The sequence below is a fragment of the uncultured Chryseobacterium sp. genome, assembly GCF_936933875.1.
Lineage (GTDB): Bacteria > Bacteroidota > Bacteroidia > Flavobacteriales > Weeksellaceae > CAKZIK01.
The window spans coordinates 15244-31226 of record NZ_CAKZIK010000007.1; the positions used below are offsets into that span (position 1 = coordinate 15244).

Annotated in this window: 15 protein-coding genes and 1 tRNA gene; 3 read left to right on the forward strand and 13 right to left on the reverse strand. The window is 36.7% G+C overall.

Annotated features, from left to right (window positions below; translation table 11 throughout):
• Window positions 1–104 precede the first annotated feature (104 nt).
• On the forward strand, window positions 105–1793 hold the full coding sequence (locus tag Q0252_RS00730) for a putative transporter (protein WP_297982540.1): 1689 nt from the start codon (window positions 105–107) through the stop codon (window positions 1791–1793).
• A 105-nt stretch (window positions 1794–1898) separates the two neighbouring features.
• Here the strand turns inward: Q0252_RS00730 and yajC are convergent, their stop codons facing one another.
• From yajC to nusB, 3 genes are read right to left on the reverse strand one after another with little or no spacing between them, the layout of a single operon-like run.
• Window positions 1899–2225 carry a preprotein translocase subunit YajC gene (gene yajC, locus Q0252_RS00735; protein ID WP_297982543.1) on the reverse strand — a complete coding sequence of 109 codons (327 nt, stop codon included), beginning with the start codon at window positions 2223–2225 and terminating at the stop codon, window positions 1899–1901.
• Between the two features lie 18 nt (window positions 2226–2243).
• Window positions 2244–2723, reverse strand: coding sequence for a DUF1573 domain-containing protein (locus tag Q0252_RS00740; RefSeq protein WP_297982546.1), 480 nt, complete (start codon window positions 2721–2723; stop codon window positions 2244–2246).
• Window positions 2724–2731: 8 nt separating this feature from the next.
• A complete protein-coding gene (gene nusB, locus Q0252_RS00745; RefSeq protein ID WP_297982549.1) occupies window positions 2732–3637 on the reverse strand; it encodes a transcription antitermination factor NusB in 906 nt (301 codons plus the stop codon).
• A gap of 113 nt (window positions 3638–3750) precedes the next feature.
• Between nusB and Q0252_RS00750 the strand changes: the two genes are divergently transcribed.
• Entirely contained in the window at window positions 3751–5412 is a 1662-nt protein-coding gene (locus Q0252_RS00750; protein WP_297982552.1) for an ABC transporter ATP-binding protein, read from the forward strand.
• Between the two features lie 115 nt (window positions 5413–5527).
• Window positions 5528–5863, forward strand: coding sequence for a DUF3276 family protein (locus Q0252_RS00755; RefSeq protein WP_297982555.1), 336 nt, complete (start codon window positions 5528–5530; stop codon window positions 5861–5863).
• Between the two features lie 145 nt (window positions 5864–6008).
• Here the strand turns inward: Q0252_RS00755 and Q0252_RS00760 are convergent.
• From Q0252_RS00760 to leuS, 10 genes are all read right to left on the reverse strand, one after another.
• Window positions 6009–6084, reverse strand: a tRNA-His gene (locus Q0252_RS00760).
• A gap of 34 nt (window positions 6085–6118) precedes the next feature.
• The gene (gene bshB1 / locus Q0252_RS00765) at window positions 6119–6838 is read right to left on the reverse strand and encodes a bacillithiol biosynthesis deacetylase BshB1 (protein WP_297982558.1); all 720 of its coding nucleotides are present in this window, start codon (window positions 6836–6838) and stop codon (window positions 6119–6121) included.
• 68 nt (window positions 6839–6906) lie between these two features.
• Complete coding sequence (locus Q0252_RS00770; protein WP_297982560.1) at window positions 6907–8565, reverse strand: hypothetical protein; 1659 nt, start codon at window positions 8563–8565, stop codon at window positions 6907–6909.
• Window positions 8566–8639: 74 nt separating this feature from the next.
• On the reverse strand, window positions 8640–9521 hold the full coding sequence (locus Q0252_RS00775; protein ID WP_367174801.1) for a PstS family phosphate ABC transporter substrate-binding protein: 882 nt from the start codon (window positions 9519–9521) through the stop codon (window positions 8640–8642).
• Window positions 9502–9699, reverse strand: coding sequence for a C4-dicarboxylate ABC transporter (locus tag Q0252_RS00780; protein ID WP_297982562.1), 198 nt, complete (start codon window positions 9697–9699; stop codon window positions 9502–9504). Before Q0252_RS00780 ends, Q0252_RS00775 begins: the two co-directional genes overlap by 20 nt.
• Before the next feature lie 62 nt (window positions 9700–9761).
• Complete coding sequence (locus Q0252_RS00785) at window positions 9762–10607, reverse strand: energy transducer TonB (protein WP_297982564.1); 846 nt, start codon at window positions 10605–10607, stop codon at window positions 9762–9764.
• 23 nt (window positions 10608–10630) lie between these two features.
• Entirely contained in the window at window positions 10631–11197 is a 567-nt protein-coding gene (locus Q0252_RS00790; RefSeq protein WP_297982565.1) for a biopolymer transporter ExbD, read from the reverse strand.
• A gap of 12 nt (window positions 11198–11209) precedes the next feature.
• Window positions 11210–11818 (reverse strand): biopolymer transporter ExbD, encoded by a 609-nt coding sequence (locus Q0252_RS00795; RefSeq protein ID WP_297982568.1) that lies wholly within the window; start codon window positions 11816–11818, stop codon window positions 11210–11212.
• A gap of 73 nt (window positions 11819–11891) precedes the next feature.
• The gene (locus tag Q0252_RS00800; protein ID WP_297982571.1) at window positions 11892–12755 is read right to left on the reverse strand and encodes a MotA/TolQ/ExbB proton channel family protein; all 864 of its coding nucleotides are present in this window, start codon (window positions 12753–12755) and stop codon (window positions 11892–11894) included.
• A 258-nt stretch (window positions 12756–13013) separates the two neighbouring features.
• Window positions 13014–15821, reverse strand: coding sequence for a leucine--tRNA ligase (gene leuS / locus Q0252_RS00805; RefSeq protein WP_297982574.1), 2808 nt, complete (start codon window positions 15819–15821; stop codon window positions 13014–13016).
• Between the last annotated feature and the right edge of the window lie 162 nt (window positions 15822–15983).

The following is a 15983-nucleotide window of genomic DNA, read 5'->3' on the forward strand; positions in this document are numbered from 1 at the left end:
ACTCCTAAGTCATTTTACGCTCAACAAAAGATGACATTTTTCACATTCAATTCATCATTAAAAAAATCTAATCGCTGTAACTTTGTACTGTAAAATTTAAGAAAATGTTCGACTGGCTCAAAACACTTTTACTTCCTGTAGAAGACCCCAACATCACTCAATCACTCATCTCTATTATGTTTGCCATAGGTGCAGGAATTTTTCTGGGAAGGCTGAAACTGGGGAAAGTAACTTTCGGAGTTTCTGCGGTGATGTTTTCGGGATTATTCCTGGGACATTTGGGTTACAGAATCGATGCTTCCATCCTGGATTTTATCAGAGATTTTGGATTGATTTTATTCGTTTATGGGATTGGTTTACAAGTTGGTCCTTCTTTCTTCTCATCTTTTAAAAGTGAAGGCTTGAAATTCAATATTCTCGCCGTATCAACGGTACTTTTGGGTGGTTTGATCACTTTTTTGCTGTTTAAATTTACAGGTCTTAGCATCGAAAACTTGGTTGGAATTATGAGTGGTTCTGTAACGAACACTCCCGGACTTGGCGCCGCGAAAAACACGATTGAAGAACTTCACAAAGCGCTTCCAAACAAAACTTTTGACGACCCTACTATTGGTTACGCTATTACTTATCCTTTAGGAGTTTTCGGAATCATCGGTACGATTATTTTATCAAAATTTTTATTGAAAATTCATCCCGAAACCGAGATGCGCAAATTCAGAATGAGTAAAATCAATCGCGAAGAACCTTTGATTCACAAAAAAATGCGTGTTATTAATCCCGAATATTTTGGAAAAACGCTCAATCAAGTCATTAAAGAAATCGGGCATCCGATTGTGGTTTCAAGGCTGAAACATTCCGGAGAAACTGCTGTTTTTTCTCCAACTTTGGATACACATTTGCACGATAGAGATGTTTTGATGATTGTAGGAAAAGAAGCCGAACTTGATGAGTTTATCAAAAAAGTGGGAAGACCTTCAACGGATTTATTCATCGAATCTGATTCAGATTTAACCAAGAAAAACATCTTCGTTACCAACCCGAAATCTGTTCACAAAAAATTATCAGAACTTGACCTTTACAACACTTACGACCTGAAAGTAACGCGCGTTTTCCGTGCCGGAAAAGAAATGGTTCCAAGACCAAGTTTGGAATTGTTTTATGGTGATATTTTGCGTGTTATTGGTTCTGAAGAAGCCATTAAAGAAGCAGAACACATTATCGGTAATCAGGAGAAAAAACTCATGGAACCGGATTTCCTATCACTTTTCGGAGGTTTGCTTTTGGGTATTATTTTAGGTTCAATTCCGTTGATGATTCCCGGGCTTCCTACTCCACTGAAACTTGGTTTCGCAGCAGGTCCACTGATTGTCGCTTTACTGATTTCAAGATATGGCGGAATTTCTTTCATCCATTCTTACATCAATACTGGAGCGATTTATTTCATGAAAGATTTCGGAATCTGTCTGTTCTTTGCGGCGGTCGGAATTCACGCTGGAGAAGGTTTCTACGAGAATTTCATCAAATTTAATGGTTGGATATTCCTGCTTTACGGATGTGCGATAACGTTTATTCCTTTAATTTTAATGGTCATTATCGGACGTTTTGTAATGAAACTGAACTTCCTTCAGTTGGCCGGAATTATGAGCGGAAGTTATACTGACCCTGCCGCTTTATCATTCTCTACAAATTATTTGGACAGTGATATTCCGATTCAGAGTTATGCGCAGGTTTATCCGTTGGTAACGATTTTTAGGATTTTTACAGCGAGCTTGTTAATTTTACTTTTAACTTAAAAATAAAAACACCCCGTCTAAATCTACGATTTAAACACCCCTCTGAGAGAGGGGAATAAAAAAACCACTCGAAATTAAGTGGTTTTTTCAACTAAAGATTTAGTTTTATTTTGTTTCAGCAGAATTATCTGGAAATCTTTGCTGAGTAAATTCTCTAGAGATTGCAGCTTTTTCGAATTTCAGTTTTCCGGAAAGGGTTTCAATCACCACTCCGTCTTCCTGAATCTGTGCAATTCTACCGTGCATTCCGGAAGTTGTTACTACTCTGCTTCCTACTTTTAAAGTATCCTGGAAGTTTTTTTCTTGTTTTTGTTTTTTCATTTGAGGACGAATCATCAGGAAATAAAATCCCACGAACATCGCCGCCATCATCAATAAAGTTGGCATCATCGAACCTTCCGGACCTGCTGCCTGTAAAAATATAGTAATCATTTCTTTTTTATTTTTAGATTATTTAGTCTGAATATCTGCTGTAAAATAAATTATAATTGGTGCTTTTTCAACATTAGCGTACACTTCCGCCTGCTTGTTGACAATGCCATCAAAATTAGTAGAATCAAACTTCAAAGTAATTTGTCCAGTTTTTCCCGGTAAAATAGGCTCCTTTGTATAATCCGGCGCTGTACATCCGCAGGCCGGTTTCACAGAAGAAATAATTAAAGGATTTTCACCGGTATTCGTCACGGTATAAATGTGCTGTACAGTTTCGCCTTTTTTAATTTTACCAAAATCGAAACGGTCTTCAGACAAAGCCAAATTCGTCAATGGTTTGTTTTGCGCTTCTTTAATCAGGTCATCCTGCGAAACTGCTGCAGGAACTTCAACTTTTGGAGCTTCCAGCGCCGTAAGTTGGTCTGCATTTTCCGTTTTTTTACATCCTGTGAAAGCTAAAACAGCTACAACAGGCATTATTTTCATTAGATTTTTCATATTTCTTATTAATTTCTGTTCATATCCTTGGTGTATTTATCCAGGATTCCGTTCACAAATATATTTGATTTTTCTGTAGAAAACACTTTTGAGATTTCAATATATTCATTGATAATCACTCTTGCCGGTGTTAAAGGGAAATAATCAAGTTCGGTCATTGCCGCGATGATGATAATTTTGTCTATTAAAGAAACACGGTCCAGTTCCCAGTTCACTAATCTTTCTTCCAGTTTCTTTTCAGTTTCTTCCCAATGATTTAATGAGTCTTTCAACAGTTTTCTTGCGAACTCCTCGTCATCTTTGTCTTTAATCATTTTAATTAAAGTATGACTCGGTTGATTTTCTTTCATAAAACCAATCGTCTTCTGAATCATCGAGTTCGAAATATGAAAATCATCTGCCCAACTCATTTCTTTTTCTTCCAAATGGTCGTGGAAGTCTTCGTTTTCAGCAATATATCTCAGGAAAAGTTTACCGATAAATTTTTGGTCTTCCTCAAAAGAGTAGCCTTCTTCCTGCATGAAATCCTGATATCTTTTTCCGGCTGTCATTCTCTGGAAAGTTTTTACCAAAAGGTCGTCATGCAATTCCCACTTCAGTTCTCTGTGTTTGGACGTGAAAGAAAGACGCTCGTCATTCTCTTCAAGTTTTAAAAGAATTTGGTTGTTGATGAATTTTTGGTTGGGATTAATGTCGCTTTCTGTTTTGATGTACTTGTTCTTCCCGATTTCAATCTGGTTCTCTGCAAGGTCTTTTAAAGCAACAAGGAAATTAAGCTGGTAAATGTAAAGGTGATAAATCTTATCGATTTCGGAGAACATATTTTTCTCCAGAACGTCGTATTTTATTGGGTTTTGGTAATAAGAATACAGCGTTTCTACTACTTTTTCGCGGATTTGTCTTCTTCCTAACATTTCAAAGAGCTTTTGTGGGTGCAAAGATAAGAAAAAGTTTGGAAGATGGAAGTTTGAAGTCTTAATACTGTTACATCAGCTCGAAGAATTTTTACGTATTTTTGCCAAGATTTATGAAAGCACTAAAGACACTTAATCCATATTTCTGGAAGCACAAACTGTTGCTTTTCTGGGGATTTCTGTTTATCATACTCAGTAATTTTTTCAATATTTTTAAAGTTCAGTATGTTGGGAAATCTGTAGATGCCATTTCTTCGAATATGCATCTTGGTTTCAACAAAGAGGTTTTAAGCTATGTTGGAATTATTGTGGGCTCTTCACTTTTAACGGGGTTTTTCACCTTCATGATGCGTCAAACCATTATCGTTGCCTCCAGAAGAATTGAATATGAGCTGAAAAATAAAATCTACAACCATTATCAGGAACTTTCTCTAACTGACTATAAAAAAACAACTATCGGAGATTTAATGAACCGATTGAGTGAAGATGTTGTTGCAGTGAGGATGTATCTTGGGCCAGGTGTAATGTACGTGGTTAATCTTTTCATTCTCATGATTATCACGAGTGTTTATATGTTGAAAACTGATGTTTCCATGACGTTATGGACACTTATTCCGCTGCCGATTCTTTCTTATGTGATTTACAAAGTAAGTTCCATCATCAACAGAAAATCGAAAATTATGCAGAAAAGCCAGTCTGCAATTTCGACGTTTGTACAAGACAGTTTTTCGGGAATTCGCGTGGTGAAATTTTTCGCGAAGGAAAAATATATTGAGAAAAATTATGGTATTAAAGTAAAAGATTATCAGGATAAAACTTTGGATTTAGCAAAAACAGAAGCTTATTTCTTCACGATTATCCTTTTTGTGATTGGTCTATTAAATGTTGCCGTCCTTTTAATTGGTGGACAGAAATATTTAGCCAATGAACTCAGCGTTGGTAAAATTGCTGATTTCTTTATGTACATCAACATTCTTATTTGGCCTTTTTCTATGGTGGGTTGGGTTACATCAGTAAATCAAAGAGCGGAAGCTTCAATGTCCAGAATTAATGAATTTTTGGATATGAAATCCGATATTGTGAATACCAATCACGAAGTTTATCCAATTTATGGTGATATTGAGTTCAGAAATGTTTCTTATACGTATCCGAATACGGGAATTAAAGCTTTAGAAAATTTAAGTTTTAAAATTAATGCCGGCCAATCTCTAGCTATTATGGGCAAAACTGGAAGTGGAAAATCTACTATTGCTCTTTTGCTTTGCCGATTAATTGACCCAACTGAAGGCGAGATTTTAATTGATGGAAAAAATCTGAAAGACCATAATGTAGAAAACTACAGAAAATTTGTCGGTTACATTCCGCAGGAAAGTTATTTGTTTTCTGATACCATTGAAAATAATATCGGTTTCGCAATAGACCATCCATCACACGAAAAGGTAGTAAAATTTGCGAAAAAAGCAGATGTTCATAAAAATATTGTTGAGTTTAAAGACCAGTATCAAACCATGGTTGGAGAACGCGGTGTAATGCTTTCCGGAGGACAGAAGCAAAGAATTTGTATTGCGAGAGCTTTAATAAAAGAACCGAATATCCTTATTTTTGATGATTCTCTTTCTGCTTTGGATACTGAAACCGAAGAAAACATCCTACAAAATATCGAAAACGAAATACAGAACTGTACTTCCATCATTATTACGCACAGAGAATCCTCTGCAAAACGTGCAGATAAAATCCTGAATCTCACAGAAATAGAAAATTCCGCTTCTGCGTAAAATTATGTAATCCGTACTGATATCCCGATTTTATTGACAAAATCTAAAAAAAATTTTGCAGTTCGCAGAATTCTGTTATATTTGTTATAATAAGATTTCAAAAAAATATCGTACAATGAGTGATTATAAGGAACGCCACGAGAATGAAATTTTCACCAAGGTGTTGAAAGCAGGAAGAAGAACTTATTTCTTTGATGTGCGCGAGACCAAAGCTGGGGATTATTATCTTACTATTACAGAAAGTAAAAAAAACTTTGGAGAAAATGGAGAAGCTACTTTCGAAAAACACAAAATCTATCTTTACAAAGAGGATTTCAAAAGCTTCCAGGACATGTTTAACGAGTCTACAGATTTCATCATCAGCCAGAAAGGCGAAGATGTAATATCAGAAAAACATGATAAAGATTTTAAGAGCCGCTCTTACACTATCGATTCCGACGAAGAAGTTTAAAAATTTACATATTTAAAGCATCCAAAACTGGATGCTTTTTTATTGGGTAATTGAAGGACGTTTTGAGGCGGCGGCTTCGCCGCCGCCTCAAAACGCAAACCCTTTAACACAAAAAAACGTACTGAAAATCAGTACGTTTTAATCAGGGTGAATGATGGGTCTCGAACCCACGACCTTCGGAACCACAATCCGACGCTCTAACCAACTGAGCTACAATCACCGTTTGAGTGTGCAAATATAAGCTTTTTCAGAAAATTACAAAATTATTCCATCAAAATTTTTAAAGGCCAGTAATTTTTCTGTGGTGAAGCCTTCCGCATAACTAACTCCTGAAAGTCTTCCCAAATCCTGAGTTCTGTATGTAAGGCTTTCCAAGAAATCTTTCGTTGCGATTGGCGTCATTGGTTCTTTAGAATTAGGGTCGTAAAACTGCGTTTTGTAAGCGAGACAAGCTTGAAGTTTTTTTTCCATAAAGTCTGAAATATCCACCACAAAATCCGGAGTGATGTGTTTCCATTGGATGTAGTGAAAAACCTGTTTTGGTCGCCACGTTTGTTGATTTTCGCCATCAATTGAAGTTTCAATCTTCGTTAATCCCGCAAGAAAACAGGCATCCGAAACTAATTTTGCAGCTTTTGCGTGGTCGGGATGACGGTCTTCAATCGCATTGGCTAAAACAATTGCGGGTTGATATTTACGAATCATCTTCACAATCTTCATTTGGTACTCCTCTGAATTTTCGAGGAAGCCATCTTTCATTTTCAAATTTTCTCGGGCAGAAATTCCTAAAATTTTGGACGCTTCTGCTGCTTCTTCAGCTCTGGTTAAATTGGTTCCTCGTGTTCCCAATTCGCCCTGTGTTAAATCCACAATTGCTACTTTTTTTCCTTCGGAAATTAATTTTGCTAAAGTTCCGCCACAGCCTAATTCAACGTCGTCAGGATGAGCTCCAATGGCTAAAATATCTACTTTCATATTTCAAATATAATAAAAAAACTTCCCAATTTTTCAATCGGGAAGTTCTAAAATTTTTATGTTGACTATTATTTGTTCAACTGTTTGTTCAAGTTTACAGCATCCGTATAAGAAGGATCCATTTGAACTGATTTTGCAGCGTAATCTTTCGCCTTAGCCAAATCTGAATCTTTTACCATATATGCAACTGCGAAGTAAGCGTAAGCCAAAGTTTGTTTGTTGGCATCTACTTCTGCTGGTTTTACAGTATCAATATACTTCTGGTAAGCCAATTTTGCCATTTCATTGTTTCCAGCCTGTTGGTAAGCATAACCTAAACTGTAATTTGCAGGAGCCCAATCTGGAAGCAATTTCTGCATTTTCTGCCAAGTGATAATTGCACCGTTCCAGTTTTTAAGGTTCTGATACTCGTTTGCCAAAGCATAAAGAGCGTCTGTATCGTTTGGATTAGCTTTGATCTTTGCATTTAAAGCAGTTACCTGAGCATTTGTTGGACCAGCGTCTGCAGCAGACTGTGAAGCTCCGCCTCCACCCTGGATTTTAGCCAACTCAGCATCCCAATCCATTGTTTCGTCCTTTGCAGCTTTTGCTACCGCAATTTTAGTTTGAGCATCTGCGAATGCAGCTGATTTTTTAGCAGCATCTTTTTCGTCTTTTGCAAGACCGGCGATAATCAAACCTTCAAGACCTTTATCTGCAGGCTGAATTCTTGTTTTATCTTTTACTTCTGTATAAAACTTATCTAAGTTTTGTTTTGCTGAAGCATAGTTTGCATCTGCGTGATAATCCAAATAAGCTCTCAATTTATATTTAATTGGATCATTTACTTTATCAAATACTTTATCTAAAGTCGCTTTTGAGTTAGCAAAATCATCGTTTGTGAAATACAGTTTAGAGATTTCTAACAATGTATATGGATCTTCGTCTGCATATTTAGCATAGTTAATCAAATCTTGAGTAGCTTTAGCATTTGCCTGATATCTTATATCATAACTTGCCATTGCTTTGTAAGCCGGAGCATAAGTAGGATCTACCGCTACTGCTTTATCAAGGTTTTCTTTAGCCAATTTCCATTGTTGTGCAGCCATCCAAAGTGTTGCCATTCTTGTGTAGACAGATGCTTTGTTTTTAGCTACTACTGAAGCTTTATCATAAGCATTCATGGCGTCACCAGGAAGTTTTTTTAATCTGTAAGCATCCCCTAAAGAGTAATAAACCGGTGCAGGAACTCCGCTTTTTTCGGATTTTGCGATAGCTTTATTCAAGTAATCAATAGCAACATCCGGAGCATTGTTCTTTTCGAACATTGTTAAAGCTTCTGCAGCTCTGTATAGAACTTCCGGATCTTTTTCTCTGGTATCTTTTACTACAGCTTGGATTTCTGCAATGGCAGATTTGTCTCCTTTACCAAGCTTTACACTCGCTAAACCTATTTTATTTAAAGCATTTTTACTGTCTGCAGCTAAACCTTTTTTGAACTGCTCTTCAGCTTTTTCAAAATTTGGTTCGAACTGAGTAAGGTATGTATTACCTAAATAGAAATAATTGTCGGCTTCTGCAGGAGCTTTAGCAATCATGTCAGAATAAATCTGTCTTGCTTTAGCAAATTTATGGCTATCAACATTGACAATACCTTCCTGTACAGTTTGACCAAAAGCGAAGTTAGCAAAAAATCCTACCGCAGCAGTGAGAACAACTTTTTTTGTTAATTTCATTCTATCTTTCATTTAAATATTTTAATTTTTAATTATATCTGTAATTTGTTACACAACTTTCATTCCAAAAATTAATTTTTTGTAAATTATCTCATCTGGACTTCTCTTTTAAAGATATTGTAAGGTTGTAAACCTTCTTTCTCTACCACCATTTGGCCAAGCTGTGTACATGAAAAACGGATAATTCCGTTTGCGATTTGGAAGTTTCCTTCGTTGTTCAGGAAGTACAAAATCCTAGTAAAAGGATATTGCATTTGACGAAGATTATCTCCGGATGGTTCGAATACTTTGCCTTTATCTTCAACCGGTAAAATTTTCACCAAATCCCTCAACAACTCAGCATTTTTACCATACGGTCTACTTAAAGTGTTGAGACTTACAACGCCAATTTTATCTGGAAACTTTGATAATTGTGCAACAACGTTTTCGTTTCCGCTGATGATTGAATATTTTAGTTGTTCTGGTTTCTTTCCCAGTTTCTGGGCAACAAAATTCAAATTACTAGCATTGGTTCCGTCAAATATTAAGTTTTTATTATCAGAGTTCAGCATTTGCTTTACTTCTTCAACGGAAATACTTCTTCTTGCTGAGCTTTTCGGAACAATAAATAACACAGCATCCGCCGCAAACTTGTCCTGCCGGTAATCCAAATCGGTAATTCTTTTGTACTCCGAAATTTCCTCCGGAGTTAAATCTCTGGACATTACAATCAATTTTGAATTTCCTTTCAGTAAATCCATTAAAGCCAAGTCTTCTTTCTGCACTTTAACATTTACTTTGGTTTCCGGATAATTGATCATATAAGCATCTGCCAAAGCTTCGGTAACACTTTTAAAAGAATCATCGGTTAATATTGAAATTTCTCCTTTGTTATAATCGTTCACAGTTTTGATTTCTTTCTTTCTACAAGAAGTAACAAACATTGCAAAAGCCAACAACAAAAGAATATTAATTTTCTTTCCCATCATTTTTAATTCTATAGATTGCTCTAAAAATTCTAAAAATCCCATAAATAATCAAAAGCGCTCCAAGTGGATACGCAAGATTGGGATCAAGGGTGATTATAAAAAATTTATAAATAATCACTACAACACCGAGAACGATATAAAACACCCCGGTAATCATTGAAAGCCAGTTAAACATCATTTCACAAAAATAATAAAAAAAGAGAAGCCTAAGCTTCTCTTTATTATAAATAATTGTAACAATTATTCAAAATTCATAGTAAATGGTACAGAGTAGTAAGATCTTACTGTTTGTCCGTTTTTCTTAGCCGGAGCCCACTTTTTAAGTTTCTTAACAACTCTTGCAGCTTCGCTGTCGAAATCAGCATTTCCTGATTTTTCAACAACCTGCACTCCGGATACTGTACCGTCTCTTTCAACAACAAACCTCAATTTTGCTTTCAAAGTTCCTTCTCCTCCATCCATGATACCTGTATCAAAGTTATCACCTAAGAATGCTCTAAGAGCTCCCATACCTCCAGGATATTCTGCAGACTGGTCAACTGAATCATAAACTTCAGTTGTACTTACCTGTGGCTTAACTTCCACTGTTGCAGTTTTTGTACCTGTTGAAGGTGGTGGTGGAGGTGGTGCATAACTTGGAGCTTTAACTCCTTCTACATTTTCCAGACCTGTTGTAGTTTCCATCTGCTTTGTAATTGGTGGAGGTGGTGTTTCTACTTTAGGTGCTCTTTTAGGCTCAGGAACTACGTTCTGTATAACCTCTATCTTTGGTGCTTCCACTTTTGGTGGAGGTGGTGGAGGTGGTTCCTCTTCTTTAGGCTGTTCCAAAACTTTATCTTCCTGAATAATGTTTACAAGATCTGCTTTTACTTCCTGCTTTGGAGGTGCAGCCAGTCTTTTAATTGTAAGGTAGATAAATGGAGACAACGCCAAAGTAACAAACAAAGCAGTCCCCAAAAGGAATGATTTGGTAAGAATTTTCGGATAGCTATGTCTTAAGTCATAAGCTCCGTATTCTTTATTTCTGTTTTCAAATACAATTTCATCTAAAGTTAGATTGCTATTGTATACGTTTTCATCTGCCATTTTATAAAAAATTTGATGTTAAATTACTTTGTTGCTGGAGCTGCAGGAGTTGAGCCTCCAACTTTTCTTTCATAGATAGCTTTTTCCCAAGGTTTCAAATCAGTAACACCGTACTGCTCGTTTTTGGTGATCGCCATTTCATCAAGAATATCAACAAAGTTCTTGTATACTGCATCGTCGGTTGGCTTAATGATCACCGTAAATTTGGTTTGATCCGCCGCGCCGGCTTTTGCTTGCTGAATAATCTTTCTAATACCCTCTCTGTCGAATGTTGTTTCGTTTAGGTTAGCATCCGTAAGAGACGTATTGTCCTGCTGATGCCAAAACACTCTGTTATCTTTCCCGATAAGGATAGAGATCGAGTTTGAAAGTTTGATTTCTGTATCTGGTGGTTTTTGGTTTTCCTTCGGTTTTGCCGGAAGACCTAAATTCATCACATTAGGCTTGCTAAATGTTGTGGTGAACATAAAGAAGGTAATCAAAAGGAATCCTAAATCCACCATCGGAGTCATGTCCACTCTCGTACTCTGCTTTTTCGAACGAACCTTGCCGTCCTTTCCGCCTTTCTCTTGTACTTGTACTTCTGCCATTTCTTCTAATGATTATTTATTAGGATTATCTTCCTGTGATGTAATCAACCAAAATTTAAGAAAATCGATATCTCTTAAACCTTCAAATAAAGCCTTTACTTTTGGGTACTTGGTGTTTACATCACCCTTAATCGCTAATTTATAATCAGGATTAACGGCTAAGCTCTGCTGTACCCAGTCTACTAACTGCTTATTTGTACTGTCCATAGGAACTCCTTGCGGATCCTTGTAACTTTTCTGTTCCTCATCACTCATATTCAGATAACTTTTCAGTCTGCTCATCGGAACTCCGATGGCCTGAACTTTTTGGAAAGACGCTTTTTCGGCATTGGTAAATGTGGTACCATACTTTTTACCCATGTTATCCAAAACCTGGAGTCTTTCTGATGCATTTTCTACAGGCTGGAAATAAAATTTACCTTCCGGAGTTGCATTAATTGTCATCAAACTAGCGTCCGGCAACAATGTTTCTGATATTGAAGATGGCGGTTTAATCTGCTCCACATCAGGTTTTTTGAACTGCGTGGTTAAGATGAAGAATGTTAACAATAGGAATGCAACGTCACACATTGCCGTCATATCGGTAACAACTCCATGTCGTTTAGGTTTGACTCTCGCCATTGTAATTAAAATTTATTGTTTATTAAACTTCTTTGGTGTATTGAAACAATACAAAAACTTTGCCTAAAAATTCTTAGTGGAATTCAGCGAAAGACTGTTGGATAGACATTGCGATCTCATCGATCTTGTAAGTCAATCCGTCGATTTTAGAAGTAAAATAGTTATAAAGGATAATCGCAATTGCAGAAGTACCAATACCTAAAGCTGTATTAATCAATGCTTCAGAGATACCTGTAGATAGTGCAGCTGCATCCGGAGTACCGCCACCAGAACCTAGTGCGAAGAACGCCTTGATCATCCCGATTACCGTTCCAAGTAGTGCGACCAATGTTGCTACTGTACCTAGAGTAGAAAGGATCATCATGTTTTTCTCCAACATTGGCATTTCCAAAGTTGTAGCTTCTTCAATTGCTTTGTTCAAAGCAACCATTTTCTGCTCTTTGTTCAAAGTATTATCATGCGCCAAAGCTTTGTAAGTAGTAAGACCTTCTTTTACAACGTTACCAACTGAACCTTGTTGTCTGTCGCACTCTTCGATAGCTTCGTCTACTCTGTTTTGGTTAAGCAAGCTTCTTACTTTTACAACGAAGTTGTCCAAGTTTCCTTTACCAGCAGCTCTACCTAATACTAATGCACGCTCGATAGAGAAAACGATTACCGTAATCATGAAAGTAATCAAGATTGGTACGATAACTCCTCCTTTGTAGATAATTCCTAAGAAAGAATCCGGATGAATGTCTTTTCCTTCAACATCTGAAAAAGCAACAGAGCCGCCTCCTAATTTTTCGGCATCCTTAAAGTTACCAGGACTACCCAATACAAATAAATAAATACCCACACCAATTAAGAAAAGGATAGGGATGATGACTGCAGGATTAAGACCTCCCGCTTTTTTAGCAACTACTTGCTCCTCTGTGTTTGAAACATTCATTTCCATATTAAACTAAATTATATTGTTATTTTTTTAAGTTTCGCGGCGTAAAATAAAATTAAAATATTCAATAATGCAAGTGTTTAAGATAATGTTAACCATTATTTTTATCCTTTACCCAAGCGACTTCATTGCATATTTATTAAAATTTACTTTATATTTTATTAGATATTGTCGGTTTTAAAAAAAGTGTTGAAAATTAGAAAAAAAATCTTCAATTTTTTATTGAATCTTCAATCCGAATTTTTGTTTGTTTTTTTTGTTTTAGAACACAATATTAATGATTTTTTTCGGGACAATGATAACTTTTTTAGGATTATTTCCGTCCAAATGCTGCAACGTTCTCTCATCTTTCATTGCTGATTCCTCAATCTGCTTTACCTCTAAATCTGCTGGCAAACTCAATTTAAACCTCATCTTTCCGTTAAAGCTTACTGGATAGTCGATTTCGTCTTCTACCAGATACTTTTCATCCAGTGTTGGGAATGCTTCAAATTCAATTGAACTGTTGTGTCCCAATAATGACCACAGTTCTTCCGAAATGTGTGGTGCATAAGGTGAAACGATAATTGCCAAAGGTTCCAAAATTTTTCTCTTATTGGTTTTTAGCTTCTGTAAATCGTTTACAGCAATCATAAATGATGAAACAGAAGTATTGAAAGAGAAATGGTCGATATCATACACCACCTTTTTAATTAAGGTATGAAGCACTTTGTACTCTTCTTTCGTGGGCTCTTCTTCAGAAACTTCGAAACTATCTCCATTAAAATAAAGGTTGTAGAATTTTTTCAAAAATCCGTACACTCCTGAAAGTCCTTGCGTATTCCATGGTTTACTTTGCTCTAAAGGACCAAGGAACATTTCGTAAAGCCTTAGCGTATCTGCTCCATATTCAACGCAAATGTCATCAGGATTTACGACGTTGTATTTGGATTTCGACATTTTCTCTACTTCACGTTCTGTGATGTATTTTCCGTCTTCCAAAATAAATTCCGCCTCCGCGAATTCCGGTCTCCACAATTTGAATTTCTCTACATCAAGTTCGTCTCCTTTTAATAAAGAAACATCAACGTGGATTTTTTGAGTTTGATAATCCTTTGCAAGATTTTTTGAAACAAACTGATTCGTTCCATCAATTCTAAAAGCAAATGCACTCATCCCCAAAATCATTCCCTGATTAATCAGTTTTTGGAAAGGTTCATCGAATTTTACATAACCTCTGTCTTTCAAAAACATATTCCAAAAACGGGAATACAGCAAATGTCCGGTTGCATGCTCACTTCCGCCGATGTATAAATCAACCTGTCCCCAATAATCTGAAAGGTTTTTATCTACGAAAACTTCATCATTTTTCGGGTCCATATATCTCTGGAAATACCACGAACTTCCAGCCCAACCAGGCATTGTAGAAAGTTCCAAAGGAAATACCGTAATGTTATCAATATCCTCTGTGGAAACTACTTTTTCATTCAATTCGTCCCAAGCGAAATTTTTGGCATTTCCTAATGGTGGGTCTCCATCTTCCGTTGGTAAATATTTCTCCACTTCAGGAAGTTCCAAAGGCAATGCTGAAACCGGTAAAGTGTAAGGCATTCCGTCCTTATAAAATACAGGAACTGGCTCTCCCCAATATCTTTGGCGTGAAAAAATCGCATCACGCTGTTTATAGTTAGTTGTTCCGTGCCCTATATTTCGGTTCGTAATTTCGTCGATGATTCTCGCTTTTGCTTCATCATATTTCATTCCGTTCAAGAAATCTGAATTCACAGACACGCTGTCTTTTGAATCGTAAGATTCTTCCTGAATATCAACATCGGTTTCTACCACTTTAATAATTTCCAAACCGAATTTCTTCGCAAAACGGTGGTCGCGTTCGTCATGAGCGGGAACAGCCATTACAGCTCCGGTTCCGTAACCCATCAACACATAATCCGAGATATAAATCGGCATTTTGGCATCCGAAAACGGATTTAAAGCGTAACTTCCCGTAAAAGCACCGCTGACGTTTTTCACGTCCGACATCCTGTCTCTTTCGGTTTTCTTGGAAGTTTCTTCGATATATTTTTGAACTTCTGCTTTTTGTTCATCCGTCGTTAAACTTTCAACCAAAGGATTTTCCGGCGCCAAAACCATAAATGTTGCTCCGAAAATAGTATCAGGACGCGTTGTAAATACCGAAATTTTCTCTGCAGAACTTTCAACATCAAAAGTAACCTGAGCTCCCTGAGATTTCCCAATCCAGTATTCCTGAGAATCTTTTAAAGGTTGTGGCCAGTCTAATGTTTTCAATCCCTGCAGCAATCTTTCAGAGTAAGCAGTAATTCTCATGCTCCACTGCATCATTTTTTTCTGATAAACCGGAAAACCGCCACGTTCGGATTTACCATCTTTCACCTCATCATTCGCCAAAACTGTTCCTAATGCAGGACACCAGTTTACTGTAGTTTCGGCACGGAAAGCCAAACGGTAATTCAGTAAAATATCCTGTCTGTCCAATTCAGAAGCGGAATTCCATTCTTCGGATGTAAATTTTAATTCGTCATTCTGAACTGCTGATAAATTATCTGTTCCGTATTCTTCAAAATGCTTAATTAAAGTCTCGATAGGTTCTGCCTTATCTGTAACTTTATTGTACCACGAATGGAACAACTGAATAAAAATCCACTGCGTCCATTTGTAATAAGAAGCATCAGAAGTTCTTACTTCCCTATTCCAATCGAAAGAAAAACCAATTTTTCTAAGCTGTTCTTCGTATCTTTTAATATTCTGTTCCGTTGTTATGGCAGGATGTTGCCCTGTCTGAATCGCGTACTGTTCTGCCGGAAGACCAAAAGAATCGTAACCAATTGGGTGAAGAACATTGAAACCCTGATGTCTTTTGTATCTCGCATAAATGTCCGACGCAATATATCCTAATGGATGTCCAACGTGAAGTCCCGCTCCGGAAGGATACGGAAACATATCCAAAACGTAAAATTTCGGCTTGTCGGTTTTATCGGAGGTTTTATAGGTTTGGTTTTCTTCCCAGTATTTCTGCCACTTTTTTTCAATCTGCTGATGGTCGTAGAACATATTTTTTTAATGTTTTTTGAATTAAAAACTTTGACAAAGATTTAGAACTTTGTATAAGTGTGCAACAAATTTAAGGTTTTTAGCACAAAAAATCCCCACCAGAATAAGAGGCCACTGAAAAACCGTATCAATTTTAGGATTTATGGTTTTCGGTCATTAACT